This is a genomic window from Nocardia fusca NBRC 14340 (genome assembly GCF_001618425.1).
GTDB lineage: Bacteria > Actinomycetota > Actinomycetes > Mycobacteriales > Mycobacteriaceae > Nocardia > Nocardia fusca.
In genome coordinates, this window is the sequence record NZ_BDCU01000051.1 from 13,304 (window position 1) to 37,471 (window position 24,168).

29 protein-coding genes, 1 pseudogene and 1 riboswitch are annotated in these 24,168 nt (G+C 70.2%); of the genes and pseudogenes, 13 read left to right on the forward strand and 17 right to left on the reverse strand.

Features of this window, described 5'->3' with window-relative positions; all coding sequences use genetic code 11:
- Window positions 1-10: 10 nt before the first annotated feature.
- The gene (locus NF4_RS30095; RefSeq protein ID WP_063130778.1) at window positions 11-631 is read right to left on the reverse strand and encodes an antibiotic biosynthesis monooxygenase; all 621 of its coding nucleotides are present in this window, start codon (window positions 629-631) and stop codon (window positions 11-13) included.
- Between the two features lie 245 nt (window positions 632-876).
- On the opposite strand from NF4_RS30095, the gene NF4_RS30100 reads away from it, so the two are divergent.
- Window positions 877-1,680 (forward strand): alpha/beta hydrolase, encoded by an 804-nt coding sequence (locus tag NF4_RS30100; RefSeq protein ID WP_063130779.1) that lies wholly within the window; start codon window positions 877-879, stop codon window positions 1,678-1,680.
- Between the two features lie 110 nt (window positions 1,681-1,790).
- On the opposite strand, the gene NF4_RS30105 is transcribed toward NF4_RS30100, so the two are convergent.
- Window positions 1,791-2,708, reverse strand: a complete 918-nt coding sequence (locus NF4_RS30105) for an FAD-dependent oxidoreductase (protein ID WP_198165521.1) — start codon at window positions 2,706-2,708, stop codon at window positions 1,791-1,793.
- Between NF4_RS30105 and NF4_RS30110 the strand changes: the two genes are divergently transcribed.
- On the forward strand, window positions 2,700-3,308 hold the full coding sequence (locus tag NF4_RS30110) for a GntR family transcriptional regulator (protein WP_084533671.1): 609 nt from the start codon (window positions 2,700-2,702) through the stop codon (window positions 3,306-3,308). The two genes, NF4_RS30105 and NF4_RS30110, sit on opposite strands and share 9 nt — an antisense overlap.
- A 145-nt stretch (window positions 3,309-3,453) precedes the next feature.
- Window positions 3,454-4,653: a cytochrome P450 family protein gene (locus NF4_RS30115; protein ID WP_063130781.1), complete on the forward strand. Its 1,200-nt coding sequence runs from the start codon at window positions 3,454-3,456 to the stop codon at window positions 4,651-4,653.
- Window positions 4,654-4,675: 22 nt separating this feature from the next.
- Here NF4_RS30115 and NF4_RS30120 read toward each other — a convergent pair whose 3' ends face one another.
- Entirely contained in the window at window positions 4,676-5,680 is a 1,005-nt protein-coding gene (locus tag NF4_RS30120; protein ID WP_063130782.1) for a helix-turn-helix transcriptional regulator, read from the reverse strand.
- A 433-nt stretch (window positions 5,681-6,113) separates the two neighbouring features.
- On the opposite strand from NF4_RS30120, the gene NF4_RS30125 reads away from it, so the two are divergent.
- The 4 genes from NF4_RS30125 to NF4_RS30140 all read left to right on the forward strand — a co-directional run bounded on the left by NF4_RS30125 (window position 6,114) and on the right by NF4_RS30140 (window position 8,853).
- On the forward strand, window positions 6,114-6,689 hold the full coding sequence (locus NF4_RS30125; RefSeq protein ID WP_063130783.1) for an RNA polymerase sigma factor: 576 nt from the start codon (window positions 6,114-6,116) through the stop codon (window positions 6,687-6,689).
- Window positions 6,670-6,960: a hypothetical protein gene (locus NF4_RS30130; protein WP_063130784.1), complete on the forward strand. Its 291-nt coding sequence runs from the start codon at window positions 6,670-6,672 to the stop codon at window positions 6,958-6,960. Before NF4_RS30125 ends, NF4_RS30130 begins: the two co-directional genes overlap by 20 nt.
- A gap of 120 nt (window positions 6,961-7,080) precedes the next feature.
- Window positions 7,081-8,001 (forward strand): alpha/beta hydrolase, encoded by a 921-nt coding sequence (locus NF4_RS30135; protein WP_063130785.1) that lies wholly within the window; start codon window positions 7,081-7,083, stop codon window positions 7,999-8,001.
- Window positions 8,002-8,190: 189 nt separating this feature from the next.
- The gene (locus tag NF4_RS30140) at window positions 8,191-8,853 is read left to right on the forward strand and encodes an O-methyltransferase (protein WP_063130786.1); all 663 of its coding nucleotides are present in this window, start codon (window positions 8,191-8,193) and stop codon (window positions 8,851-8,853) included.
- Between the two features lie 19 nt (window positions 8,854-8,872).
- On the opposite strand, the pseudogene NF4_RS37085 reads toward NF4_RS30140, so the two are convergent.
- Together NF4_RS37085 and NF4_RS30150 are read right to left on the reverse strand one after the other, a co-directional pair.
- Window positions 8,873-9,091 (reverse strand): annotated as a pseudogene (locus NF4_RS37085) (DUF2252 family protein); the annotation flags it as partial.
- A 54-nt stretch (window positions 9,092-9,145) separates the two neighbouring features.
- Entirely contained in the window at window positions 9,146-9,559 is a 414-nt protein-coding gene (locus NF4_RS30150) for a Dabb family protein (protein WP_063130788.1), read from the reverse strand.
- 120 nt (window positions 9,560-9,679) lie between these two features.
- Between NF4_RS30150 and NF4_RS30155 the strand changes: the two genes are divergently transcribed.
- Window positions 9,680-10,351 carry a TetR/AcrR family transcriptional regulator gene (locus tag NF4_RS30155; RefSeq protein ID WP_063130789.1) on the forward strand — a complete coding sequence of 224 codons (672 nt, stop codon included), beginning with the start codon at window positions 9,680-9,682 and terminating at the stop codon, window positions 10,349-10,351.
- A gap of 18 nt (window positions 10,352-10,369) precedes the next feature.
- Here the strand turns inward: NF4_RS30155 and NF4_RS30160 are convergent, their stop codons facing one another.
- On the reverse strand, window positions 10,370-10,750 hold the full coding sequence (locus tag NF4_RS30160) for a winged helix-turn-helix transcriptional regulator (protein ID WP_063130790.1): 381 nt from the start codon (window positions 10,748-10,750) through the stop codon (window positions 10,370-10,372).
- 97 nt (window positions 10,751-10,847) lie between these two features.
- Between NF4_RS30160 and NF4_RS30165 the strand changes: the two genes are divergently transcribed.
- Window positions 10,848-11,483 carry an NADPH-dependent F420 reductase gene (locus tag NF4_RS30165; RefSeq protein WP_063130791.1) on the forward strand — a complete coding sequence of 212 codons (636 nt, stop codon included), beginning with the start codon at window positions 10,848-10,850 and terminating at the stop codon, window positions 11,481-11,483.
- Window positions 11,484-11,716: 233 nt separating this feature from the next.
- Window positions 11,717-12,154 carry a DoxX family protein gene (locus tag NF4_RS30170; protein ID WP_063130792.1) on the forward strand — a complete coding sequence of 146 codons (438 nt, stop codon included), beginning with the start codon at window positions 11,717-11,719 and terminating at the stop codon, window positions 12,152-12,154.
- Window positions 12,155-12,381: 227 nt separating this feature from the next.
- Here NF4_RS30170 and NF4_RS30175 read toward each other — a convergent pair whose 3' ends face one another.
- The 3 genes from NF4_RS30175 to NF4_RS30185 form a co-directional block, all read right to left on the reverse strand.
- Window positions 12,382-14,130 (reverse strand): alpha/beta fold hydrolase, encoded by a 1,749-nt coding sequence (locus NF4_RS30175; RefSeq protein ID WP_063130845.1) that lies wholly within the window; start codon window positions 14,128-14,130, stop codon window positions 12,382-12,384.
- A gap of 70 nt (window positions 14,131-14,200) precedes the next feature.
- Window positions 14,201-14,755 (reverse strand): TetR/AcrR family transcriptional regulator, encoded by a 555-nt coding sequence (locus NF4_RS30180; RefSeq protein WP_063130793.1) that lies wholly within the window; start codon window positions 14,753-14,755, stop codon window positions 14,201-14,203.
- Between the two features lie 102 nt (window positions 14,756-14,857).
- Entirely contained in the window at window positions 14,858-15,925 is a 1,068-nt protein-coding gene (locus tag NF4_RS30185) for an NAD(P)H-dependent amine dehydrogenase family protein (RefSeq protein ID WP_063130794.1), read from the reverse strand.
- A gap of 686 nt (window positions 15,926-16,611) precedes the next feature.
- On the opposite strand from NF4_RS30185, the gene NF4_RS38870 reads away from it, so the two are divergent.
- Complete coding sequence (locus tag NF4_RS38870) at window positions 16,612-17,043, forward strand: NUDIX domain-containing protein (protein WP_198165522.1); 432 nt, start codon at window positions 16,612-16,614, stop codon at window positions 17,041-17,043.
- Window positions 17,044-17,212: 169 nt separating this feature from the next.
- Here NF4_RS38870 and NF4_RS30195 read toward each other — a convergent pair whose 3' ends face one another.
- The 5 genes from NF4_RS30195 to NF4_RS30215 all read right to left on the reverse strand — a co-directional run bounded on the left by NF4_RS30195 (window position 17,213) and on the right by NF4_RS30215 (window position 20,432).
- Window positions 17,213-17,401 (reverse strand): hypothetical protein, encoded by a 189-nt coding sequence (locus NF4_RS30195; RefSeq protein WP_063130796.1) that lies wholly within the window; start codon window positions 17,399-17,401, stop codon window positions 17,213-17,215.
- A 17-nt stretch (window positions 17,402-17,418) separates the two neighbouring features.
- Window positions 17,419-18,474, reverse strand: a complete 1,056-nt coding sequence (locus NF4_RS30200) for a PDR/VanB family oxidoreductase (RefSeq protein ID WP_063130797.1) — start codon at window positions 18,472-18,474, stop codon at window positions 17,419-17,421.
- A 107-nt stretch (window positions 18,475-18,581) separates the two neighbouring features.
- Window positions 18,582-18,914 (reverse strand): DMT family transporter, encoded by a 333-nt coding sequence (locus tag NF4_RS30205; RefSeq protein WP_063130798.1) that lies wholly within the window; start codon window positions 18,912-18,914, stop codon window positions 18,582-18,584.
- Window positions 18,915-18,916: 2 nt separating this feature from the next.
- Window positions 18,917-19,231: a DMT family transporter gene (locus NF4_RS30210; RefSeq protein ID WP_063130799.1), complete on the reverse strand. Its 315-nt coding sequence runs from the start codon at window positions 19,229-19,231 to the stop codon at window positions 18,917-18,919.
- A gap of 10 nt (window positions 19,232-19,241) precedes the next feature.
- A riboswitch (guanidine-III (ykkC-III) riboswitch) is annotated at window positions 19,242-19,308 on the reverse strand.
- A 56-nt stretch (window positions 19,309-19,364) separates the two neighbouring features.
- The gene (locus tag NF4_RS30215; RefSeq protein WP_084533657.1) at window positions 19,365-20,432 is read right to left on the reverse strand and encodes a DMT family transporter; all 1,068 of its coding nucleotides are present in this window, start codon (window positions 20,430-20,432) and stop codon (window positions 19,365-19,367) included.
- On the opposite strand from NF4_RS30215, the gene NF4_RS30220 reads away from it, so the two are divergent.
- Window positions 20,431-21,879, forward strand: coding sequence for an aminotransferase-like domain-containing protein (locus NF4_RS30220; RefSeq protein WP_063130800.1), 1,449 nt, complete (start codon window positions 20,431-20,433; stop codon window positions 21,877-21,879). The two genes, NF4_RS30215 and NF4_RS30220, sit on opposite strands and share 2 nt — an antisense overlap.
- A gap of 78 nt (window positions 21,880-21,957) precedes the next feature.
- Here the strand turns inward: NF4_RS30220 and NF4_RS30225 are convergent, their stop codons facing one another.
- Window positions 21,958-22,569, reverse strand: coding sequence for a YHS domain-containing protein (locus tag NF4_RS30225; RefSeq protein ID WP_063130801.1), 612 nt, complete (start codon window positions 22,567-22,569; stop codon window positions 21,958-21,960).
- Window positions 22,566-23,156 carry a peroxiredoxin-like family protein gene (locus tag NF4_RS30230; RefSeq protein ID WP_063130802.1) on the reverse strand — a complete coding sequence of 197 codons (591 nt, stop codon included), beginning with the start codon at window positions 23,154-23,156 and terminating at the stop codon, window positions 22,566-22,568. The genes NF4_RS30225 and NF4_RS30230 overlap by 4 nt, the downstream gene beginning before the upstream one ends.
- A gap of 66 nt (window positions 23,157-23,222) precedes the next feature.
- Between NF4_RS30230 and NF4_RS30235 the strand changes: the two genes are divergently transcribed.
- Window positions 23,223-23,834, forward strand: coding sequence for a TetR/AcrR family transcriptional regulator (locus NF4_RS30235; RefSeq protein WP_063130846.1), 612 nt, complete (start codon window positions 23,223-23,225; stop codon window positions 23,832-23,834).
- 27 nt (window positions 23,835-23,861) lie between these two features.
- Here the strand turns inward: NF4_RS30235 and NF4_RS38195 are convergent, their stop codons facing one another.
- Window positions 23,862-24,071: a FitA-like ribbon-helix-helix domain-containing protein gene (locus NF4_RS38195; protein ID WP_157120681.1), complete on the reverse strand. Its 210-nt coding sequence runs from the start codon at window positions 24,069-24,071 to the stop codon at window positions 23,862-23,864.
- Window positions 24,072-24,168: the final 97 nt, after the last annotated feature.

Here is a 24,168-nt window from a genome sequence, read left to right on the forward strand (position 1 = left end):
GTTCGCCCGGTCAGGCCATTTCCGGGACCCGCAGATGGGCGAGTGCCAGTTCGAACTCCCGCACGTCGAGAGCTTCGACGCCGGTCCGCCGGGCAGCGTCGACCCGCAGCGACGCCGACTGCTCACGGCCGGCTCGCATCGCCGCGGCACTGTCGTAACTGGTGCACGAGACGGCGCGGCCGGACCTCCGGTTGACCATCAGACTCGCACTGCAGAAGCCCTCCAGGTCCTCCATGGCGGGCAGGGTGTCGGCCTTGTAGATCTCGATGGCCGAATCGAGACGGCTCGGATCGGTTTTCACCCAGGTCGCGCGCACGCATGCGCCCTCATCCGCGTGATGAGCTCGATGCAAACCCGCGATTTCCCATTCCTCGATCTGTGCGCCACCGCGGAACGTAGCGAGTGCGCGGTCGCGAATCGGACCGACCTGCTCCCTGCTGTCGTGCATCGCCTCCTCGGACTCCCACGCACTGGTGGCGATACAGTGCCCGTTGTCCCGGTCGACCAGCAGCGACAGCCCGATACATCCGGGGATCTCCCGTAAGGCGGGCAGCACGACATCGCGCATATGTGCGATCCCGGCGTCGATAGCGGAGGGTTGCCCCTGAATAGTGGTGGATCGCGCGAACATGAGCCACCTCCTCTCTACTCGAGGCGGCGCCCCGGTGGCGCCACCGGTGTCCCCAACCCTGCTCTCCCTGCGCCGCGGTGGCAAGAGGTGTCCTCTCGCCACCGTCCACTGCCGCGGGCAATCGGGCTTTCGCGCGGACCCCATCCGGCTACACTGATCACCCGCGTCACCTGTGCGGCGCTGCGCCAGCGCGCGCCGAACTGCTCGAATTCGTGAAAAACCGAACGAGACGGGACAGGGAACCAATGACCATCATTCGCACGCTGCGTACCGTTCTGCTGAGCCTGATCATCGCCCTTGTCACCACGGCCGCCGTCGCGATGCCCGCCCGGGCCGCGCCGCGGCCCACCGTGGTCCTGGTGCACGGCGCGTTCGCCGACCCGACCAGTTGGAACGGGGTCGCCGCGCGACTGCGTGGGCAGGGTTACGCGGTGCTGACACCGGTGAACCCGCTGCGCGGCCCGGCCCACGATTCGGCCGCCGTCCAGCGCACCCTCGACACCGTCGACGGGCCCATCGTGCTGGTCGGGCACTCCTACGGCGGGTCCGTGATCAGCAATGTGCACGACCCCGACGTCGTCTCCATGGTCTACGTCGCGGCCTTCGCGCCGACCCAGGGTGAATTCGCGCAGCAGGCACTGGACCCGGTGCGGTTCCCGGGCAGTCGGCTGCTGCCCCCCGCGCTGCAAGTGAAGGTCGTCGACGATCCGCAGGGCATCGCGGGACGCAATCTCGACGGCTATGTGGCGCCCGAATACTTCCACGACGTCTTCGCGCAGGATGTCGACGACGCCACCGCCGCCGATATGCTCGCCCACCAGCAATCGGTCGCCCTGGCCGCCAATCTGGAACCCTCCGGTGCACCGTCGTGGTCGGGTGAGCGCATCTGGTACCTGGTCTCCGCGCAGGACCGAATCATCCCGCCGGCCTCGCAGCGTTTCATGGCCGGCCGGATGGGCGCGCAGACCAGCGAACTGGATGCGTCCCACGCCTCGCTGGTCTCGCGGCCGGACGCGGTGGCCGCGGCGATCGTGACCGCGGCGGGCTGATCTCCCGGACCGGGCGGCCGGACAAGCGGCCGCCCGGCCCGGCGCTCAGACCAGCTGATCCACGACCGTCGGCGCCAGGCGCAGCGCGGTGGTCATACCGATACCGGAGGTCACCGAGACGACGCGGATACCGGTTGCGGGCGCGGCCACGAGGAAATCGGTCTCCGGCGAATCCGCGTAGACCCCGCGCCACCGCCGCCGCACCGACAGCTCACCGGCCGAGAAGAGCCGGGCGCCTTCGCGCAGCACCAGATCCGCGATGTCTTCTTCGTCGAAGGGCAGATGGGTGCGGGCGTAGTGATGGGTGTCGCCGAGGACCACCGAACCGTCGGGGCGCTGGTGAGCATCAGGTTCATCACGGCGTCCAGCGTTTCGGGCGCCCGGTCGGTGATCTCGCGCCGCACCACGGCGGCGGAGGCGGTGGCGCCCAGACCGCCGTAGCGCAGCATGGAGTAGCCGGTGAGGATCGCCGGTTCGATGCGGATATCACCGGGTGGCGCCACCTCCATCATCTGGAGCCGGCAGCGGCGCACGCCGTGCTCTTCGGCGATCACCGGGAAGAGGCGGTCGATATCGTGGCCGGCCGCGTGCACGATCGCGGTCGCGGCCAGATCGCCGCGCGCGGTGTGCACGGCACCTTCGGATACGGCGCCCACCTGGGTGTTCCAGACGAATTCGACGCCGCGCGACGCCGGCCGGGCGGCCAGGGCCGGTATTGCGGCGCGCGGATCGACCCGCAGGTCGAGCGCCAGATGGGCGCCGCCGAGGATATCGCTGCCGGGGTCGCCGGCCGGCGGGAAGAGCCGGGCCGTCCCGGCGCGGTCCAGCAGCCGTACCTCGCCGGTGCCGCGTTCGGCCGCGAACTCCTCCAGGACCCCGAGCTCGGCGGCGGTCCGGGCCACCACCACGGTGTCGGCCCGGCTGATCTCGAACCCCGCCTGCTCCGCCAGCCGCAGCCACTTCTCCCGGGCCGACCAGGCGTAGTCGAGTGCGCGGCCGGTCTGCGGGGTTGTGCAGATATGGCCCACGAAGGACTCATCGGCGGCGGGCAGGGCCGCCGGCCCGTGGTGCGCGATACCGCGGTCGGGCAACCCTTCGAAACGCTGCGCTCCTTCACCGCATGGGCCGGACGCATCGGCCGGACCCCCGGCCAGCGCACCGTGGAGATCGCCCGCCGTGGTGCCTCGGCCGCCGCGGCGGCGGCCCTGCGGATGGCGGAGGGGGCGCCGGTGATCGAGGTGCTGCGGTTGCGGCTGCTCGACGGTGCGCCGGTGATGGTGGAACGCGCCGCCTTCGTCGAGCACGTCGGGCGGCTGCTGTTCGATTTCGATCCGGATACGGCGTCGATCTACGCCCACCTCGCCGACCGCGGTGTGGATCTGCAATCCGCCCGGCACACCATCGACGCGGTCGGCGCCGACGAGACCGACGCGGCGCTGCTGGGGGTCGCCCCGGGGACCCCGCTACTGCGGGAACGGCGGCACACCTCGTCCGCGGCCGGAGTCCCGCTCGAATACGGCGAGGACCGCTACCGGCCGGACCGGGTGACCTTCACCATCGACAACGCCCGGCCGGCCGCGGCGGGCGCCGGACAGGAGCTGCGGGTTCGCAAAGACGCCGAAAAATGAGATCACCGACCGGGTGGCCGGTGCGGAATTACGTTCCGGTGCGATGGAATATCGGTGCGGGGCACGATGCGGCGCACCGATTGTGCGGCCCGCTCCGGCATCCCAGACTCTCTCTGATCGCATCGAAAAAGTCAGGGAGACAAGCATGTCCGAGCCAGTCATCCAACTTCCGACCCCCGGTGAGTCGATGTACGAAACGCTCGAGCGGATAATTCGTGCGGGTGAGGTCGTGCCCATCGAACTGCTCGGCGGGGTCGGCGCCTACATCGCGGTCAGTCACCGTGCCGCCGCCGAGGTGCTCGACGACAAGGTCTTCGCCAAGCATCCGTCCAAGTGCCCTGCGCTGCACGACGGCCGGATACCCGCCGATTGGCCGCTGCGCGCCCTCACCGACGCCGAACATATGCTGAATCAGGACGGTGCGGCGCACCGGCGGTTGCGCCAGACGATCAACAAGGCGTTCACACCGGCTCGGATCGCGGCGCTGGAACCGCGCATCCAGCAGATCGCCGACGATCTCATCAGCGCCTTTCCCGATTCCGAAGAGATCGATCTGGTCGCGAACTACACTGTCCCGTTGCCGGTCCGGGTGATCTGCGATCTGTTCGGAGTGCCGCTGGAGGCGCAGTCACAGCTCAAGGACTGGACCCTGACGATCGTCTCGGCGCACAGCACCGGCGAACAAACCCAGGCGGCCATGGCAGCGATGAGCGGCTATTTCGTCGAGCTGCTCGCCCACAAGCGGGCGGAACCGGGGCAGGATCTCACCTCGGCGCTGTTGCGGGCCAACGCCGCGAACGAGCTCACCGAGGAGGAACTGATCGGTGTGCTGTGGCTGGTCATCGTGGCCGGGCACGAGACCACGGTTCATCTGCTGGGCAATGCGGTGATCGCGTTGTGGGACCATCCCGCCCAGCTCGCGCGGGCGCAGGCCGAGAATCGCTGGGCCGATGTGGTCGAAGAAGCGTTGCGCTATCGCTCTTCGGTGGTCGGTGCGCTCATGCGCTACCCGCTCGAAGACGTGACGGTCGCCGGTGTCGATATTCCCGCGGGGACGCCGACGCTGTGGTGGGGCGGCGCCGACCGGGATCCGCTGCTCGTCCCGAACGCCGAGGTATTCGATATCGACCACGAGCACCGCGACCAGCTCGTGTTCGGCCGCGGACCGCATTTCTGCCTGGGTGCTCCGCTGGCCCGGCTGGAGAGCAGGATCGCCCTGCAGACGCTGTTCACCCGTTTCCCGAAGCTGACCCTGGCCGTGCCCAGCACCGAGGTCGAGTACGCGGTGCAGATCAGCACGGTGGGTCCGGAGAAACTTCCGGTGCGGCTGAACCCCGGTTCCTAGGCCGGGCCTCGGACCTGCCGGTTCACCTGTGCCGGTTCGTGGACTCGGCACGTCTGCTGCGCCGGAACTCCCGCGGCGTCACGCCGAACCGCTCCTTGAACGCCGCCGAGAACCAGGCGGGGGTGAAACCGCAGCGGGCCGCCAGTTCCGCGATGGTCAGGGTGGCGCGCGGGTCCGCCAGGAGATCGCGTGCCACCCGCAGCGCCTCGTCGCGGCGCAGGTCCCGGAAGGTCGTTCCGGTTTCGTGCAGCACCACCCGCAGCTGCCGGGGCGACCAGCCGAGCGCGTGTGCCACCGCGGGCAGGCGCACATCGGAGCGGCCGATGTGCTCGCGCAGATACCGCCGGATGCTCTCGGCGACCTCCGCGTGATGGGTTGCCTGCGGGCCGGTCTCGCCAGCGGCCATCAGGCACAGCAGTTCGGTGATCCGGTCGCAGACCGCGTTGAACTCGCGTTCGCTCAGCCCGGACTGTTCGGCGTGGACGCCGCGGATCATATCGCCGGCGACCCGGCCCAGCCCCCGGTTCATATCGAGGACGACGTTCATATGCCGGTGCGGCCGGAGCCGGGACTCGAATTCGGTGCGCGGGACCTGGAATCCGTAGGCCGCCGCATCGGGAATGTGCAGCCGGCACGGTACCTCCAGTCCGGCCACGACCGCGTGTCCGCGCGGGACACGGGTCACCTCGTCGTGGAAGCGGATGGCGAACTCGCCGCGATCGGGGACGACGACCCAGAAGAAGTCGTCGCCGGGAACGCGGCGGATATGGCGCCGGGTCCGGTGGCACAGGCGATTTCCGTGCTGGTCCCAGCGCAGCAGGGTGTAGGTGCCCGACTCCTGGGCGGTGAGTCCGGCGTGCCAGTTCTCGTGGGCGCCGAATTCGTGTGACATGGGGACGAAGCCGTCGGCGAGCTCGGAAAAGGATTCGGGTCCGCAGGCGGCCACCTGATACCAGCGCATGGTCACCATCCCCTCGATCGGATTCGGCTGCCCCGTACCACCGGCCGATACGATCGGCGTTCTCACAATACCGGTCCCGGCCGGTCCCGGAGCGTTCCAGCCGCGAAACACGTTTGCCGACAGTAGTTTTCACGACACGGCCGTAGCCGTAGCCACCCGCCGGTAACGCGCCGCATCGGCGGGAGCTCCGCCGCCGGCGACGATGGATCCGTGTGTGTTGGGGGCAAGACTGCCGGCCGCTACGGAAACAGGAGTGGCGGTGAATACGGTAACGGCCGGCGAACGCAGTGGTCGTGAGCCTGCGGCCGGCGAAGCTCGCCGAAGAGCGGCGTTTTCGAGCCGCGGTCGAATCCTTTTCCGCGGCTCGTGCCTCTCATATATGTCTCGGCAGACGCCGGGACGGAAGAGGAGGTTGTCGTGATCATCGCTATCGGTATCGCCGGCGGGCTGGTATTGCTCTGTACGTGCATGTTTGTCCTACGGCGCAAACGAGCCGGTCGTGGCTGAGGTGACCTGGCCCGAGGAGCAGTTGATCGCCGCCGCGCAGGGCGGTGACGTCGATGCGATCGCCGAGGTGGTGTCGGCCGCCCACCCGAATATCCAGCGTTTCGCCCGGACCCTCTGCGCCGACGCGGAGGACGCCCAGGACGCGGCGCAGGAGGCCCTGATCATCCTGTACCGGAAGATCGGGATGCTGCGGGCCACGGGCGCGCTGGCCTCGTGGATGTTCCGCATCGTCCGCAACGAATGCCTGCGACGTGCGCGGCGACGGCTGCACGAGTACACGCCGGTGGCGGACGTCGCGGTGACCGCCTCGGCCGAGCACGAAGTACTGCAACGACTGGAAGCGGGCCGGGTAGCGGCCGCGGTCGCCGCCCTGCCTCCGGATCAGCGCCGGGTGCTGATCCTGCGCGATATCCAGGGCTACAGCGGGCGCGTGGCCGCCGAGATACTGGGGATCGGCCCGGCAGCGATGAAATCGCGCCTGCACCGAGCCCGCGCCGCGGTGCGGCAAACACTCTGCGCCGCCACGGAATCGGGTCACGGAGGCCATGATGAGCAGAACAACACCTGACGGCCCGGATTTCGCGAGTGCCTCCCCGTCCGAGCACCTGGTGCGCGGTGTGGTGGGCTTCGGCGCGCTGGTCGGCGCGGTGGCACTGATCCCGGTTGTCGGACCGATCGCCCTGGTGCTCCTGCCCGTCGGTCTGATCGCGCTGCGCGGCTGCCCGATGTGCTGGACGATCGGGCTGGTGCAGACCATCTCACGCGGCCGGCTACAGCGCTCCTGCGGGGACGGCGTGTGCACACTGACCGTCGCCGACCGGGAAGGCGCCGCGCGATAGTCGCCGCCGTCCCTGCGGCTACGGCCGGCGCGAACTCCCACGCGGGCGGCCCGCAGCCCGTACGCTGCGGAGACGGCCACCGGGTAGGGCACCGGTGCGGCGACGGGAGTGGATACGCCAATGACGTCGGAGATCGGGTTCCATCCGGACCTGCGCCGCGCGCGCTTCCTGCCACGCACCGTGGTGTCCCCGCGCACCCTCCGGGTGATCCGTGCGCTCAGTGACCGGGGCGGGCGGGCGCACCCGGCGGGCGGGACGATCGAGCGGGTGGACGCGAATGTGACGGTCCGGGTGTTCCGGCCCGCCGGGGCGTCCGGGCCGCTGCCCGGGTTGCTGTTCGTGCACGGCGGGGGATATGTCATCGGCAACGCGGCCATGGGTGACCGGTTCTGCGCGACCGTGGCCGAACGGCTCGGTGCGGTCGCGGTATCGGTCGAGTACCGGCGGGCGCCCGAACACCCCTATCCGGCGCCGCTCGAGGACTGCTACGCGGGTTTGTGCTGGCTGGCCGGGTTGCCCGAGGTGGATCGGGACCGCATCGCGATCGCGGGGGAGAGCGCGGGCGGCGGTCTGGCCGCCGCGCTGGCGTTGCTGGCCCGCGACCGCGGTGCGGTGCGGCCGGTACTGCAACTGCTGTCGTATCCGATGCTGGACGACCGGACCGCGGCACGCACCGATATCGACGCCCGGTGGCTGCGTATGTGGAGCCGCCGCAGCAACAGTTTCGGCTGGCGGTCCTATCTGGGTGAACTCGGCGCCGCGGCGGTTCCGCCCTTGGCGGCGCCGGCCCGGTACGACGACCTCACCGGACTCCCGCCCGCCTGGATCGGGGTCGGCACCCATGATCTGTTCTACGACGAGGATCTCGCCTACGCCGACCGGCTGCGCCGCGCGGGGGTGCCCTGCACCCTGCACGAGGTACGGGGTGCCTACCACGGATTCGACCTGGTCGAGCACGCGGCACCGGTCTCCCGTGATTATCGGGGTGCCCAGCTGTCGGCACTGGCGGCAGCGCTGGGCGGAGCCGCCCGAGCCGAGTGAGTACGGCCGCTCATCCGGCTCGCGGCACCGCTCCGCAGGACCGGAAGCCGCCGGGACAGGCGTGATCCGCCAGGAGCGTCGCGCTTCTCGACGCGCCCGGTGAATCCGAACGGTCTGCGCCACCGACTCGGGGCATGAGGCGAGGCCGTGGGTCGACCGGGCGGGCCCGGAGGGTGGCAGACTGCGGATATGAGCACACCGGATTGGGCTGAAGTGGACCGGTACGTGGTGGATCACCTCGCGCGTGACGGCGAGACGAGCGCGACGCTGCGGGCCAACGCGGACGCGGGACTGCCCGCCATCGACGTCTCCGAGGCCCAGGGCAAATTCCTCTACCTGCTGGCCCGGTCCATCGGGGCCGGGCGGGTATTGGAAATCGGCACGCTGGGCGGTTTCAGCACCCTGTGGCTGGCCCGCGGGGTCGGGGCCGAGGGCCGGGTGACGACGCTGGAATTCGAGGAACGCCACGCCGAGGTCGCCCGGGCGAATCTGGACCGCGCCGGTGTCGGCGACCGCGTCGATATCCGGGTCGGCGCGGCCCTGGACAGCCTGCCCGTCCTCGCCCAGGAACAACCCGAGCCGTTCGACCTGGTGTTCATCGACGCGGACAAGGTCAACAACTCGAATTACGTGCAGTGGGCACTGCGGCTGACCCGGACGGGCGCGGTGGTCGTCGTCGACAATGTGGTGCGCGGGGGCCGGCTGGCCGACGAGAACGCCACCGACCCCGCGGTACGGGCGGGCCGGGACCTGGTGCAATTGCTGGCCGACGAACCCCGCCTGGACGCCACCGTGCTGCAGACGGTGGGCGCGAAGGGCTGGGACGGATTCGCCTTCGCTGTCGTGAACTGAGCCGAGGCGCGCCCGGCCCTCACGAATCCGGGTTCGCGGAGGCGGCGATCCGGCCGTCCTCGATCGCGCGGAGCAGCGCGGCGTGGTCGAGGGCGTTCCGATCGGCGTAGTCCTCGGCGAAATCCTCGATCGCCGCGTCGAAATCGTCCGCGGAGCCCAGGTATCCGGCGATTCCGAAACGGTCACCGCCGCGGGCGTGGGCCTGGGCCAGAACCCGCGCGCACAGTCGCCCGTAGAGGTTGCGCGAGGTCCTCGGCGCAAACGCGTCCAGACGACCATCGACAAAGCCTGATTACGAGGGGACCCCGGTGGCGATGGTGCCGTCGACGACCTCGGCCAGCATCCGGCCCCATTCCGGATAGGTGCGCACCTTCTGCAGGTGCAGCTCTTCGATCTTCGCGGTCAGGTCGGGGTCGGGGTCATCGGAGAAGCGGACCGCGGACAGGCGGGCGAAGTACGGCAGGATATCCGGATCCCCGGCCAGGTGCACGGGGTCGTGCAGATAGCGCTCGAGTGCGTTCAGATCGGCGACCGTGGCGCTGTAGGCGTGGGTGAACCCGTCGCGCGGGTCGCCGATATCGCGGCCGACGACGCCGAATTCGACCGACTCGACGCTCGCGGTCCGGCGCATCCGCTCCAGTACCCCGGCCTGCTCGGCCGGTGAGACACCGTCTTTGAAGCTGAACCGCAGGATGTTGACTATCACTCGAATACCTCCCGAAATTGAACCAGTGGGTTCAGGGTATCGTTCCTATCGGTTTTGTCAACGGTATGGATTTTTGAACCGGTGGGTTCATTCATGCGGGACGGGCGTTAGCATGGAAGCGTGCGTGCGCGAGTGGTGGACGGTCCGGTCACCGGCCGGATCGATAAGCGGCGGGCGATTCTCGACGCGGCCTTCGCCGTATTCGCCCGGCTGGGCTACGAACAGGCCTGCGTCCGGGAGATAGCCGACGAAGCCGGAGTGGCCAAACCGACCGTCTACAACCACATGACCGATAAGGAGACCCTGCTGCGGGAGGCTCTCGTCACGGCGGCCGACCGGGTGGGCGCCGACTGCCTGGCCGCGGTGGAACGCCTGCGCAGTCCGGGCGCCGACCTCACCGCGGCGCTGGAGGATACGGCCCGGCGGCTCCTGCGCATCTGTGCCGGGGACACTTCGCACGCCCTGCGCCGGCTCAGCGCCGCGCAGGCAAACCGGCTGCCCGATCTCGTGGTGCTCGTCCGGGAGCGCACCGCGACCGCGACCCTGGACGCGCTCACCGACCGCCTGGGTCTGCTCGCGCTGTCCGGGAAATTGCGCACCACCGACCCCGCCACCGCGGCCGAACAGTTCCTCGCGCTGCTCACCGGTCCGCTGGAGAACCGGTCCGCCCACGGCACCCGCAAAGTCCCGCCCGCCGAACTCCGGGCGATCGCCACCGCCGCGGTCCGGACCTTTCTCGCGGCCTACGGACCCGGCACCGACCGACCGGAGAGTGCGCTTCGGCCGCGGTGAGCCCGGCTGTGCGCACGGTCAGCGGGATCGGCGCAGCGGCGGATCGGCGCCCTCGGGGACACCGAGTTCGTCGCCGTGGTCGCGAACCCAGGCGGCCAGGGCGCGTAACGGCCCGTCCACCAGGCCGGCGCCCAGCTCGGTCAGCCGGTATTCCACCCCGGGCGGTGCGTCCGGATCGGGTCGCCGGGCGACCAGGCCGCGCCCGAGCAGCCGGCGCAGCGCCTCGGTGAGCGTTTTGTCGCGGATTCCGCCGATCCGGGTGCGCAAGTCGACACGTCGCCGGGGACCGTCGGCGAGGGCGGCGAGGATCACCGGGTCCCAGGTGTGGGCGAACAGGTCGAGTGCGCCCCGCAGCCGGCAGTCGGCGATCGGGTCGGTGCGGTCGTGGTAATCGGTCATCGCCCACCAGCATCGGGGTCCAATACGCACCGATCGGTGCGTATCCCGCTCCCTACGGTAGCCCTCGCACAGGTTCGCGACGACGGAGGAGATAAGGGTGCGGATAGCGATTCTGGGAACGGGCCATCTGGCCGGAGCACTGGGCGGATGCTGGGTGCGGGCGGGGCACCGGGTCACCGTCGCGGGACGGTCCCCGGAGAAGGCGGCGGCGCTGGCCCGGCGGCTCGGCGGCGCGACCCGCTCGGCCCCGGCCGGGCAGGCGATACGCGGAGCGGACGCGGTACTGCTCGCGGTGCCCTGGGACGCGGCGGGCGCGGTGCTGGCGGCCGCCGGTGGCAGCGGCGGAGATCTGGCGGGGAAACCGATCATCGACCCGACCAACCCGGTCGAACACGGGGTGGGCGTCGTACTGGGCCCCACGGGCGGATCGAATGCCGAACGGATCGCCGCGGCGGCGCCGGGTGGCCTGGTGGTGAAGGGTTTCCATCTGGTGCCGTCCACGCAGTGGGGTGCGGCCGGTACGGCGACGACCGTTGCCCTGTGCGGGGACGACCCGGACGCGCTGCGCGTGGTCGAAACGCTGGTACGCGATGCCGGGGCGGAACCGTTCGTGGTGGGGTCGCTGGCCCGGGCGCGGCAACTCGAGGAGGTCGCCGGGCTGTTCATCACGCTGGCGTTCGCCGGAGTCGATCCGCGGACCGTGGCGCCGGGCCTGCCGCCGGTGCGATCGTGAACGCGGGCATGAGGTATCGACAGCCACCCCGGTGGGCGTCCGGTGTGTCAGGTGTTCGCCGCCTCGGTACCAGTTCGTCCGCGCGCCGATCGTCGACGGCACCCATGAAGGCCTGAGCGAGTAAATCGGCGGTTCCGAAAAATTCTCGCGCCGGCGATGACTTCTCCGGTGGTGCGCCGTCGTATCGGTTGAACGCGCTACCAACCCGGCGCGACCGACCCGAAGGACCGGAAATGACCACCACCAGCCCCACCCCCGCCTTTTCCGCCGATGTCGCCGGCCGTCCCGGCACGATCGGTAACCGGGTCCTGTGGACCCTGCAGATCCTGCTCGGCCTGTTCTTCGTCATCGCCTCCGGCGGGCCGAAGCTCGTGATGCCGAATGCTCTGGCCGATAACGCACCCGAGAACCTGACCATCCCCTTCGGGCTGCTGATCTTCATCGGGGTGGTCGAGGTCGCGGGTGGTATCGGTCTGCTGGTGCCGCGGTTGTCTGCCCTTGCTGCCGTGGGTCTGTCGGTTCTCACGGTGCTCGCCGCGGGGACGCAGGCGTTCCTCGCCGACCAGCCGGCGATGGCGATCTTCCCGTTGGTGCTCGCCGCGATCTTCGCCTGGATCGCCTACGAGCGCCGCGCGGGTGTGACCGGGCTGCGTGACTCGCTGTCGCGGTGAGGAAATCTGTAGCTATGACCGGCGATCGGTGGCCCGGCCACCGATCGCCGGTCGTGCGTGCTGGTGATCGATCGCCTGTCGGGTTGGCGGCGATCGATCCCGGGACCCTCCGGCCGCGGCGGGAGCGGGGCCGACCAGGCCGGCCGGCGCTGTCGGCCGGCCAAAGACCGGTCGGACCGCGTTGCCCTCCGGCGGCCGGGTACACAACGCGGATGCGGGCAGCCCGATCACCGGCCCGGCGCTGTCGCTCGGCGGGTGCTGTCCGCGAAATCCTTTCGGACCACATCGAGAATCCGGGCGACCTGGTCGGGATGGGTGAGATGCGGATAGTGACCGGCGCCCGCGATCTCGGTGACCGGGGCGGTGACCGCGCTGGTCAGCGGATCGGCGGACCCGGTCACCAGGTGGACCGGCACGCGCAGTTCGTCGAGGAGGCGGCGGGCGCTCGCGTGGGCGTCCGGCCGGCCGGCGGCGCGTAGCGCCGCGACCGTGCGGCGGGCCACCCCGGGGCGGCGCAGGTTCGCGCTCGCGCTCTCCGCCGCCGGGCCCGCCGGGATCCCCAGCAGTGCGGCCAGTCTCACAGGCGGGAGGCGGCGCAGCAGCGCGGTGGCGATCGGGGTGCGGGCGAGGCGGGAACCGCCGCCCTGCAGGAAGGCCGGAGCTACCAGGACCACGCCCGCGACGCGGTCGGGATGGGCGGCGGCGTATCGGAGTACCGGCACACAGCCGAGGGAATGGCCCACCAGCACCGGACGGCCGGCGACCGGCGCCAGGAGGTCGTCGAGCCACCTGTCCGGCCCGCCCGGCTGCGGTGCGGAACGGCCCAGGCCCGGGAGGTCCGCGGCGAGGGTGGGGGCAGCGAGCAACCCACGGACCTCGCGCCAGGCTTCGCTGTCGGTGGGAAGTCCGTGCAGTAGGACGTATTCCGGCGTGTGTCGTTCGCCGGAGACCCAGAGCCCGCGTTCGAAGCCCGCGGCGGGGTCGGCTTCGGTGGCGCCGAATCGACTGCTCACCAGGTGATCCGCCCAGTCCCGGAGTACGGTTTCGGCCGGAGGATGGGTGAGTCCGGCGCGCGCGGCCACCGCGTCGGCGGCGGAGGTGTCGTAGCGATCGCCGGCGATGAAGGCCAGGCGTTCGGCGTCCACCCCGGTCAGCCGGCGGGGCAGGTGCGCCACCAGGCCCACGGGGAGGGTGAGGCGCGGCGCGCGGACGTGCATATGCCGGGCCAGCAGCCCGATCAGTTCCGGGAGCGGCGGACTGGCCGGGTCGAGCACGGTATAGGAACGGCCGGCGGAATCCGGTTGCTGGGGGAGCAGAGTCAGGAAATCGACGAAGTAGGCCAGGTCCAGGATCGGGAGCAGAGTCTCCGTGTCACCGGGCAGCGCGGGTAGCGCGCCGTGCCACAGATCGCGGACGAGTTCGGCCAGGCCGATGTACTGACCGGGCCCGATGACGGTGCTCGGATTCGCGACGGTCAGCGGGACGGCGGCGGCCGCGGCCTGTTCGCGCAGCACCGCGTCCGCTTCGAATTTGGAGGCGCCGTAGGCGCCGACGGCGTAGTCGTGCTCGGCGGATTCCGGCACGGTGACCCGGTAGCCGGTGATGTGGACGAGCCGGCGCAGCCGCGGGCGGCCGGCGGACCAGCGCAGCACATGGAGGGCGCCGTCGAGATTCACCGCCCGGGCCGCAGCGGGATCGAGCCCGAAGGAGAACCGCGCGGCGCAGTTGTAGACGTCGCGGACGTCGTCCAACGGTGCCGCGCCCAGGGCGCCGAGGCCGGGATCGGTGATATCGCACCCGAGTACGGTGAGCCGCTCCCGGTCGAGATCCCGGCTGTCCAGCCAGGACAGAAGCCGTGCCTCGGTCCCGGGGCGGACCGCCGCGGCGACGGTGTGGCCCTGCTGTAGCAGCCGGGCGACGAGGGCGCGGCCGATGAATCCCGCCGCCCCGAAGACGACGGTGTCGGGAGTACTCATATCCACTTCCTAACTAGACTGGTCTACATATTTTGTCAACAGGTGAAAACCCCGTAGGGGGAGCGGGGAGTCAGAGCAGGGTGCGGGCGACGCGCGCGGCCCGATCCAGCGGATCGCGGCTGCGGTGGGTCCGGGCGAGCAGCAGTGCGCCCTCGACCAGCGCGAGCAGGGAGACCGCGAGATCATCGGCATCGCGATATCCGGCGGTCCGCAGGATGACGCGCAGCGCCTCGGTCCAGCGCGCGTACACCTGGGCGCATGCCTGCTGGACCGCGTCGTTGGTCCCCGCGACCTCCAGGGCGACGGTGGCGACCGGGCATCCGTTCTCCCAGCCGGAGGCTTCGAGCCGCTCGCCGAGCAGGGTGATCAGGCCGGAGACCGCGCCGGCCGGATCGGTGAAGTCGGCTGCGTCGAGTGCCGCGTCGATCAGTCCGGAAGTCTGGCCGACGGCCGCGGCGACCAGTTCGTCTTTACCGCCGGGGAAGTGGAAGTACAGCGAACCCCGCGGAGTGCCGCTCTCGGTGAGGATCTGATTCAGTCCGGTGCCGAAGTAGCCCTGACGCTCGATCGAGTGCCGGGTCGCCTCGATCATCCGCTGCCGGGTCTCGGCTCCTTTGGCTCCCATGAGCCGAAAGTAGACCGGTCGTCATAAAAATGTCAAGGTTCGATCCGCCTGCCCGGCCTACCGCCCGTCGGCCGAGGGGGTGGTGAGGAGACGCCGCGGCGATCATCCGGCCGCGGGGACGACTCCCCGTGGCCGGATGAGCGGTAGATCGTTGTAGGTCACGATGCCGGGCGCCGCGGCGACCACAGCGGGGATGGCGTTGATCACCGGCATGGCGGTCATGATGTGGCCGAGGGTCATGAAATCGGCGATGGTCTCCGCCCGGAAATCCGGGGGCGGTAGGAAACTCACCACGTTCTTCACGGTCGGCCGCCCGTCCACCTGCAGGATCCAGCCGTCCTGGTCGATCTTCCAGTCGGGTTCCAGCGTCTGCCCCTTGCGCCACCGCACCGTCAGTTCCACCAGGGTGCGTCCGGCGACGATCCCTTTCCAGCTCGCGAACACTCCCGCCACACAACCGGCCGGAATCGTCCACGACCCCAGATCGAGGTCGGCGGTGGTCTGCGCGAACTCGGCATCGCAACGCACCTCGTCGAGCTCGACGTCCAGCGCGTCGGCGATCATCCGCACGGCCTCACCGAAGACCCCCGTGCCCTCGGCCGCCATCTCCGGCAGGCCGGGGTGGTCGATGGGCTGTCCGAAGCCCACCGGACGCTCGGTCGCGGGCGAGTCGTAGAAGGTGGTGTCCGCGGCTTCGCTGACGGTCACCTTGTCGACGCGGTCGCAGATACCGGCCGCCACGATGGCCAGCAGATCGATGAATCCGGGGCTGATTCCGGAGCCGAAGATCGTCGAACCGCCACGGCGACAGGCCGCGGCGAGCCGGTCGCGACCCGGGCCCTGCCGGTGGCCGGTGATGAAGGAGGCGGTGGTGACCACGTCGACGCCGGCGGACAGGATGCGCACCAGCTCGTCCACATCGATCCACATGGGGTTGTAGACGACGCAGTCCGGTTTCAGCGCGAGTAGCGCGTCCACGTCGTCGGTCGCGGTGATGCCCAGGGGTTCGATACCGCACAGTTCGCCGATATCGCGACCCACTTTCGCCGGCGCCCACGCGTAGCAGCCGACGAGTTCGAGGGTGGGGTTCGCGACGATGGCGCGGACCGAGCTCTTTCCGACATTGCCGGTCGTCCACTGGACGACCCGATACCGATCACGCTGGGGCACCCGCTCAGCATAGAGCCGACTTCCAAATTACGGAAAGAATCCTCTGATTTATGAGAACAGCACTCTCGGACGAGACGTCGAGGGGCCTGTGGAGTGTCGGGGAAGTCTCCGGCGGGCGCCTTCTCTTCGGCGGTCGTGCGGATCACCGCCGGGTCGGCGATACCCGATCACGGCCCCGGCGCGGCGACACGCGCGGCCTCGCCGACGCGCTGTCGTCGACGGTTCCGCTGCGCGGCGGCCGGGGTGCCGGCAGGGGACGGGCGTGCACCCCGGGGGCCATTGCGGGGCGTTGTGGCGGCTCACTCTGGGCGCGGGTTCGGCCGCGGTCATCGATTCCGTAACGGCGAGGTGTCCGTCACAAGTGGATGTCATCCTCGGTGGTCGTGGTGAGCGCGGATTCCTATCGGTCACGCTCTCGGTAACCGTATCGCCGGGAGGTCGCCGGGATGCCGGGAGGAGTTGCCGAGCAAACGAATTCACCCTTGCAATTCTCCGGTGCGGACGCGTGTTCCTGCTGCCGGATATGTGCGGGCGGCCGGTCCGGACGGCACTGTTGTGCAGCTCACTTCGGTCGATCCGCTGTCATTCGGAGGTCACGGCACGGTAATATTGAAGCGCTCGCCTACGGCGTGAGCGAGGCGAGTCCGCCCGATCGAAGGTTGGTGAAACCGCATATGTCGGTATCCATGTTCGACGAGACCCTGCCACGTGGCGAGCGGGACGGGGTCGGACTGCGGGTGGGCGCGATCATAGACCGGGGTGGGGAAGTCCTGCTACTCGAACTGCCCAGTACCGGACCGATCAGCCCCACCCTGAAACTCCCCGGTGCGACCGTGGAACCGGGGGAATCGGTGACCGGAGCGCTCGTTCGCGGGGTCCAGGAGGAGACGGGACTGACCGTCACGGATGTCCGTCACCACATCGGCGATTTCGACTATCTGTCCCCCGCCGGGAAGCCGGTGCGGCGATTGCACTTCGCCGTCGAGGTGGCGGCGACCGGTCCGGTGGTGCTGAGTGCGCACGCCGGCTACGAATGGGCGCCGCTCAACGGCGAGTTGCATGTCACCTCCTCGATTCAGAAGATCCTGGACACCTATCGCGAGCTGGTCTATCCCTGAGCCCGAGCGGAGTCGCCGTTCCCGTTGTGAACGGGATCCGCGCGTCGGCATCCGGCGCGGTGTGCACCACGTCTCCCCGAGTGCGCGGCCGTCCCGGCCGGCGGTGTGATGGCGCCCGGTGGCCGATCCCGGCGGCGGGCGCCCCGGCGGCCTGCGCGGGCGAGACGGATCACTGGCTGATCACATACGAGTCGGCATCGAATCCTCTTGTGCGGTAGCCGTATTCGTAACTCCAATTCGGGTAGAGTCCCGCCTTGCGGCCGCCCGGGGTCTGGCAGTAGCTGGTGCCTCCGCCCGATACCCACACCGTGGACACACTGCGCCGCGGCATCTCGTCGAGGAACGCGTCCTGGGACATGTTCCGGTCCTTCCGGCTCAGAGGTCGAGAACCAGTGCGTCGCCCGCCGCGCGTGACACGCAGGGGAGCATATGGGTCGTGCGTTCGGAATCGGGTAGCGCCCGATCGCGGTGGTCCACCTCGCCGGCGAGCACCGCCGTCCGGCAGGTGCCGCAGAAACCCTGGCGGCACGAATAGGCGGCATCCGGGACGACTCGGCCGATCGCGGTGAGCGTGGTCTCCCGGGCGCCCACCCGGATCGTACGGCCCGTCCGCGCCAGGGTCAGGTCGAATTCCGTGCCGTCGAGTACGGCGGGCGCGGAGAACTGTTCGGTGTGCAGGGAACCGGTGGGATTCAGCTCGAACATGCTGCGCCGGGCCGCGGCCAGCATCGGCGGCGGCCCGCAGACATAGACGGCCGCCCCGGGCGGGGCGGTCGCGATCAGTTCCGGGATGTCGGGCGGACCGTATTCGTCGTCGGGGCGGATCTCGGCTCCGGGCAGGTCCGCGACGAACGGCATGGTGGCGCGGGACCGTCCGGTGTAGATCAGCCGGCCGCGCGCACCCGCGGCCCGGACCATCGGCAGGATCGGGGTGATGCCGATACCACCGGCGATGAACAGGTACGCCGGGGCCGCCACGAAGATGAAGGCGTTGCGCGGGCCCCGGGCCCGTAGCGGGTCGCCGGGGCGGATATCGCGGTGCATCTCCAGCGAGCCGCCCTCGCCGTTGTCGATCCGCCGGACCGCGATCCGGTAGCGGAACCGTTCGCGGGGGTTACCGCAGAGGGAATACTGCCGCTGCCGCCCGGACGGCAGGAAGAGATCGAGATGGGCGCCCGGTCGCCAGGCCGGGAGCAGACCGCCGTCGGCCGCGCGCAGGTCGAATCCGCGGACTCCGCCGGCTTCCTCCCGGATCTCGTCCACCACCAGCCGCAGTTCGAAACCGCCGCGGCGCACCGGATTCGGCCGGGACAGCAGCGGTGCCGCGGGCCCGGAGACGAAAATGCTCCGGTAGGCGTCGACGACCGCGCCGAGGACCCGCAGCGGCCGGGGCGCCACGAAATCCGGGGCCCGGGTGCTCGGACTGACCATGCCGGTCAGCTTACAAGCAACAAATAGGCTTGCAATGTTGAATGCCGCCGCGATGAGCGGTGCGTTGGCTCCCCGCGCGGTGGAAGTACCGCCGCGCGGCGCGGCCGCTACTTCTCCCGCTTCTCGTGCGGGACCAGTTCGAGTCCGATGACCGCGACCACGATCCCGGTCAGGCAGACGACCTTGGCGAGGGTGACCGCCTCGCCGCCCGTGATCATGGCGTAGGCCACGGTCAAGGCGGTGCCGACACCGGTCCAGACGGCATAGGCGCTGCCGATCGGAATATCACGCACCGCCCGGCCCAGCCCGAGCATGCTCGCCACCAGCGCGACGAAGAAGACGGTCGCCGCCACCGGTTCGGTCAGACCCGTCGATCTGCCGAGTGCGGTCGCCCAGACCGCTTCGCAGACAGCGCTGGCCAGCAGGATGATCCACGCCATGGTCAGCTCACCGCCTTCAGGCCCACCACGGACACGATGAGCAGCGAGAGCAACAGCACGCGTGCGGTATCCGCGCGCTCGCGGCCGGTGGCGACGGCCCATCCGACGGTCAGCGTCGCGCCGGTGCCCACCCAGACGGCATAGGCGGTACCGGTCGGCAGCTCGATCATCGCCCAGGCGAGACCGGCCATACTCAGGGCCAGCGCCGCGACGAACAGAACAGTGGGTTTCCACCGGCGGAAACCGTGCGACGCCGACAGCGCGGCGGCCCAGACGGCTTCCAACACCCCGGACAGCAACAGGACGACCCAGGACATGACAAACCCTTCCGAGTCAGTCTTGTCGCGATGCGGGTACTGCTCCCTCGTCCGCGAGCCCGATCGCCGGACTCCACTGCGGTAACGAACGAGGTGTGCGCGGGATTCCCGGGGGTGAGCGCAACCACCACCGTCACCGGACGGCTCGTGCCGCCGGGGTGCTCTGCCGCTGTGTCGCGGACCCGTTATCGGCCGCTCGTTCAGCGGTTTTCGCTCGGTTGCGGCCGGCGAGCGGTATCGAGTCGGTGCGGGCCGGGCCGGAACCGTGGTCGGTCGCGGGGTATCCGAGCCGGGTCCGGACGGCGCTGCCGGCGCAGGCGATGACCGCGAGTGCGCCCAGTGCTGTCGGCCAGGTCAGGTTTTCGCCGAGGAGCAGCGCGGCCCAGCCCAGGGTCAGCACCGGCTGGACCAGCTGGATCTGGCTGACCTGCGCCATCGGACCGTATGCGAGCCCGCGGTACCACGCCAGGAAGCCGAGGAACATGCTCACCACGCCGAGGTAGGCGAACGACGCCCACTGGGCCGGGGAACCGGTCGGCGGTCGGCCGACGACCGCGATACCGGCGAGCACGACCATCGGCGGCGCGGACAGGACGAGTGCCCAGGAGATGGTCTGCCACGGCCCGAGTTCGCGGGCCAGCAGTCCGCCTTCGGCGTACCCGGCCGCGGCCGCGACGACCGCGCCGAACAGCAGCAGATCCGGCCAGTGCAGACCGCCGAACCCGCCGCCACCGAACACCGCGAAGCCCACGGCCGCCACCGCTCCCGCCGCCGCGGCACCCCAGAACGCGCGCGGTGGTCGTTCCTCGGTGCGCAGCACCGCCAGGACGGCGGTGGCCGCCGGGAGCAGCGCGATCACCACCGCGCTGTGGCCGGCCGAGGTGGTGGTGAGCGCGAACGTGGTGAGCAGCGGGAAACCCGCGACCACCCCGGCCGCGACGATGCCCAGCCGGAGCCATTGCCCGCCCCGGGGCAGCGGCTGACGCGTGACGAGCAGTGCCGTGGCGGCCAGGACGGTGGCGACCACAGCGCGGGCGCAGGCGACGAACAGGGGAGACATCCCGCCCCCGGCCACGGTGATCCGGGTGAACGGGACGGTCAGCGAAAAGGCCGCGACCCCGAGTAACCCCCAGGCCGGGCCGATCCGAGTCGGCGATAGCAGTCCGCTGCGCTGGTGAGTAGCGCTACTATGTTCCTTCATGTCCGACGATAGCAGTTCGCGGATCGTCGCGGACCTCCGCGCGTGGATCGCCACGGCCCCCGCCGGGGCCAAGTTGCCCGCCACCCGCACCCTGGTGGCGCGGTACTCGGCGAGTCCGGTCACCGTCCAGAAGGCGTTGCGGGCACTGGTGGCCCAGGGGCTGGTGGAGAGCCGGCCGGGGGTCGGCACGTTCGTCCAGGCGGTGCGCCCGGCCCGTCCGGCCGACTACGGATGGCAGACCGCGGCCCTCGGTACACCGCGCGGCCGGCGCGCCCAGATGTCCACCGTCCTGCGGACGGTGCCCAACGACCGGATTGCCCTGCATTCGGGTTACCCCGACCGGGAACTGCTTCCGGTCCGCCTGGTCCGCGCCGCCTTCACGCGGGCCGCGCGCAGCGATGCCGCGATCGGCCGCCCACCGACCGCGGGGGCCCCGGAACTACAGAGCTGGTTCGCCACCGAACTGGCGACCGCGACCCCGGCCGGTGTGCTGCCGCCGGTGGCCGGCGATGTGATCGTGTTCGGCGGCAGCCAGAGCGGTCTGAACACGACCTTCCAGTCGCTGGTCGGCCCCGGCCGGCCGCTGCTGGTGGAATCGCCGACCTACTGGGGTGCGCTGATGGCCGCCGAGCGGGCCGGGGTGCGGGTGGTGCCGGTGCCGAGCGGGCCGCAGGGTCCACGGCCGGCGGAACTGGCCCGCGCGTTCGAACAGACCGGGGCCCGCGCCTTCTACGCGCAACCCCATTTCGCCAACCCCACCGGCGCCCAGTGGGCTCCGCAGACCGCCGCGTGGGTGCTCGAAGTGGTGCGCGAATACGGTGCCTTCCTGATCGAGGACGACTGGGCACACGATTTCGGCATCGACTCGGTGCCGGTCCCGCTGGCCGCGCGGGACGACAGCGGGCATGTGATCTATCTGCGGTCGCTCACCAAGAGCGTTTCGCCGTCGGTCCGCATCGCCGCCGTCGTCGCGCGCGGGCCGGCGCGCGATCGGATCCTCTCCGATGCGCAGGCCGAGTCCATGTATGTGAGCGGACTGCTGCAGGCGGTCGCGCTCGATGTGGTGTCCCACCCGGGGTGGCGGACCCATCTGCGCGGTCTGGGGCAACGGCTGGCGATCCGCCGCGACCTGCTGCTGACCGCGCTCCGGGAGCACGCCCCCGACGCGGTCCCGGAACTGGTGCCGCGGGGCGGGCTCAACCTCTGGGTCCGGTTACCCGAACACACCGATGTGGTCCGGCTCGTGCGGGATTGCGAGGACGGGGGCGTGGTGGTGGCTCCCGGCGACGAATGGTTCCCCGCCGAGCCCACGGGCGCCTATCTGCGGATCAACTACTCCGGGCCGAATCCGGGGGCTTTCCCCGACGGTGCCCGCGTCATCGGCCGCGCGCTGGCCCGGCAGCATCCGGACCGGTGTCCGGCCGGCGGTGCGGACCCGGACCGGTAGCGTCCGGCCGGATCGAGACGGTGCCGCGGCAGACCGCGGCCCGGTGCCGAGGAACCGGCACCGCCGCCGGCCCGATGCTCAGCTCACGGCGTGATCTTCTACGAAAACCTTCCGGCACGACGGCGCGCAGAACGCGTAGTCGACTCCCGCGTGGGTCACCGTGAACTGCGCGGTGGCCCATTCGACGACCATTCCGCAGGTCGGATCTATGGTGCAGCCCTCGGGGGCCTCGGGCCGCTGTCCGGAGTCGCGGAAATCCTGGGTCATCAGCCGGGTGAGCTCGGTGCTCGTGGTCGACCGGCCGAGTGTGCCGACGCAGTGCTCGCGCAGACCGACGATCTGGACGACACAGTGGGGTTCGCGACGCAGCCGTCCCGGGTCGGGTTCGGTCGCGGCGACGGCGTCGGTGATCATCGGAATGATGTAGCGGCCGAAATCGCGGTCGTTGCTCCAGGACTGCGGCACGGTGAGCCGCACCAGGTAGCGGGGCGCGGTCTCGGCGTCGGGTCCGCCGGTCACCCAGGTACGTGGTTGCCCGATCAGTACATGGGTGAATTCTCGTGCTCTACGCATGGTTTCGTCCGGCGCGGACTCGGCCGCGGTGAGTGCGGCCAGGACGCGTTCGGCGAGGTCGCGCTCGGCCGCTGCGTCGAGTGTGCGTCCGGTGACCGAGATCTCCAGGGTCATCATGGCCGGGTCTCCTTCGGGACTGATGTGGTCGCGCGGTCGTGACCGGCGGACAGAGCGAGCAGTTCGTCGACCGACCACTGGTCGTCTGCGTGCTCTCCGTACTTCGCGGCGAGTACCGCGCCGTCCGGGGCGATGAGGAAATCCGCCGGCAGGCCCAGACGGCCGCCTTCCGGATGGCTCGGCGGCGCCGGACGGTCGTCGCGGCGCGCGGTCGCGGCGAGTTCGGTACCGACGGCCCGGGCGATCGCGGGCCACGCGCGCGGGTCCAGGAGGGCCCGTCTGCCGGATTCGACACCGAACTCCCGGTAGAGCACCCGGTCCGGATCGGCGATCACATCCAAGGGCAGATCGTCGGTGTACTTGCGCAATTCGGTGGCGGTGGAATGGAAAACGACCACTTCGCGGATGCCGCCGGCCCGGATATCGGCCAGTCGGGACACGATCGAGCGCAGGTGCAGATTGCAGACCGGGCATCCGGCGAAGCGCCGGAACTGTAGGTGGACAAGGTGCCGGGAATGGGGGACCGGGACGTCCGCACCGGTGACGGTGGTGAGTGTGCGGGCGGGGACCGGGCTGGGTGGCGGCATGATCTCTCCTTTGGAGTACGCAGTACGCTTACAATCAGTATGCGCGTATCCAGTACGCTGTCAACCGTGCCCAGGCCCCGTTCGCTCACCGACGATCAATTGGTCGGGGCCGCCCTGGCGGTGATCGACCGAGAGGGATTGGCCGCGCTGACCATGCGCGCTGTCGCCAAGGAACTCGGGATGGCCACCATGGGCCTGTACCGGTACGTCACCGACCGGCAGGCGCTGGAGGTACTGGTGGTCGATCATGTTTTCGAGTCCGTCGACCTCGTCCTGCCCGCGGCGCACTGGACCGACCGCATCCGCTCGCTGATGAACCGTCTGCGCGTCACGGTCGCGAAGCATCCTGCCGCGGTCCCGCTGGTGCTGCGGCACCGTCAGGCGGCGCCGGGATCGTTACGGTTGATCGATGCCATGCTCGCGGTACTCACCGACGGGGGATTCTCCGGTGTGGACCGGGTCGTGGCGCAGCGGACGCTGATCGGCTTCCTGCTCGGCTTCCTGCAGAACGAGTACTACGCGGGGTTGTCGGGACCGGGCACGATCACCATGTCGGAACTCTCGCCGGCGGAGTTCCCGTTTCTCGCCGATACCGCGCGGGACGCGAGATCGGTATCGCCGGACGAGGAATTCGGCCGCGGGCTCGATATCGTGCTGCGCGGCCTGGCCGCAGGCTGACCACGGTCGCATGCCGACGCCGAGCGGTCAGTCCTCGGGTTCGGATTCCTTACGGTCGTCCTCGGGGCGCTCCCCGGACAGGACCTTCCCCAATCGGACTCTCTCCGGGGAGCGGGTCACGACCTCCTCCAGAATGGCGAGGATCTCCGCCTCGGTGCTGCGGCCGTGATTGTCGGCGCGGGTCCGCAGGGCGCGATACACCGCGTCCGGTACATGTCGAACAGATAGCGTCACCATGGTGGGCGTCTTTCGTCGACAGTGGTCGGTGACCCGATTATATTTCGCGTTCCGGCAAACTTCCGGTGCCGGTGGCGTCTCGTTCTGATATATGCCG

Bases quoted from the DNA above. Each gene is read 5' to 3' on its own strand.
- NF4_RS30195 (WP_063130796.1), bottom strand. From the start codon at position 17,401: ATGTCCCAGGACGCGTTCCTCGACGAGATGCCGCGGCGCAGTGTGTCC.
- NF4_RS30230 (WP_063130802.1), bottom strand. From the start codon at position 23,156: ATGCCGCCACCCAGCCCGGTCCCCGCCCGCACACTCACCACCGTCACC.
- NF4_RS30095 (WP_063130778.1), bottom strand. From the start codon at position 631: ATGTTCGCGCGATCCACCACTATTCAGGGGCAACCCTCCGCTATCGAC.
- NF4_RS30160 (WP_063130790.1), bottom strand. From the start codon at position 10,750: ATGACCGATTACCACGACCGCACCGACCCGATCGCCGACTGCCGGCTG.
- NF4_RS30180 (WP_063130793.1), bottom strand. From the start codon at position 14,755: ATGGGAGCCAAAGGAGCCGAGACCCGGCAGCGGATGATCGAGGCGACC.
- NF4_RS30225 (WP_063130801.1), bottom strand. From the start codon at position 22,569: ATGATGACCCTGGAGATCTCGGTCACCGGACGCACACTCGACGCAGCG.
- NF4_RS38870 (WP_198165522.1), top strand. From the start codon at position 16,612: ATGTTCGACGAGACCCTGCCACGTGGCGAGCGGGACGGGGTCGGACTG.
- NF4_RS30100 (WP_063130779.1), top strand. From the start codon at position 877: ATGACCATCATTCGCACGCTGCGTACCGTTCTGCTGAGCCTGATCATC.
- NF4_RS30130 (WP_063130784.1), top strand. From the start codon at position 6,670: ATGAGCAGAACAACACCTGACGGCCCGGATTTCGCGAGTGCCTCCCCG.
- NF4_RS30170 (WP_063130792.1), top strand. From the start codon at position 11,717: ATGACCACCACCAGCCCCACCCCCGCCTTTTCCGCCGATGTCGCCGGC.
- NF4_RS30135 (WP_063130785.1), top strand. From the start codon at position 7,081: ATGACGTCGGAGATCGGGTTCCATCCGGACCTGCGCCGCGCGCGCTTC.
- NF4_RS30110 (WP_084533671.1), top strand. From the start codon at position 2,700: ATGGCCCACGAAGGACTCATCGGCGGCGGGCAGGGCCGCCGGCCCGTG.
- NF4_RS30210 (WP_063130799.1), bottom strand. From the start codon at position 19,231: ATGTCCTGGGTCGTCCTGTTGCTGTCCGGGGTGTTGGAAGCCGTCTGG.
- NF4_RS30200 (WP_063130797.1), bottom strand. From the start codon at position 18,474: ATGGTCAGTCCGAGCACCCGGGCCCCGGATTTCGTGGCGCCCCGGCCG.
- NF4_RS30205 (WP_063130798.1), bottom strand. From the start codon at position 18,914: ATGGCGTGGATCATCCTGCTGGCCAGCGCTGTCTGCGAAGCGGTCTGG.
- NF4_RS30115 (WP_063130781.1), top strand. From the start codon at position 3,454: ATGTCCGAGCCAGTCATCCAACTTCCGACCCCCGGTGAGTCGATGTAC.
- NF4_RS30140 (WP_063130786.1), top strand. From the start codon at position 8,191: ATGAGCACACCGGATTGGGCTGAAGTGGACCGGTACGTGGTGGATCAC.
- NF4_RS30215 (WP_084533657.1), bottom strand. From the start codon at position 20,432: ATGAAGGAACATAGTAGCGCTACTCACCAGCGCAGCGGACTGCTATCG.
- NF4_RS30175 (WP_063130845.1), bottom strand. From the start codon at position 14,130: ATGAGTACTCCCGACACCGTCGTCTTCGGGGCGGCGGGATTCATCGGC.
- NF4_RS38195 (WP_157120681.1), bottom strand. From the start codon at position 24,071: ATGGTGACGCTATCTGTTCGACATGTACCGGACGCGGTGTATCGCGCC.
- NF4_RS30220 (WP_063130800.1), top strand. From the start codon at position 20,431: ATGTCCGACGATAGCAGTTCGCGGATCGTCGCGGACCTCCGCGCGTGG.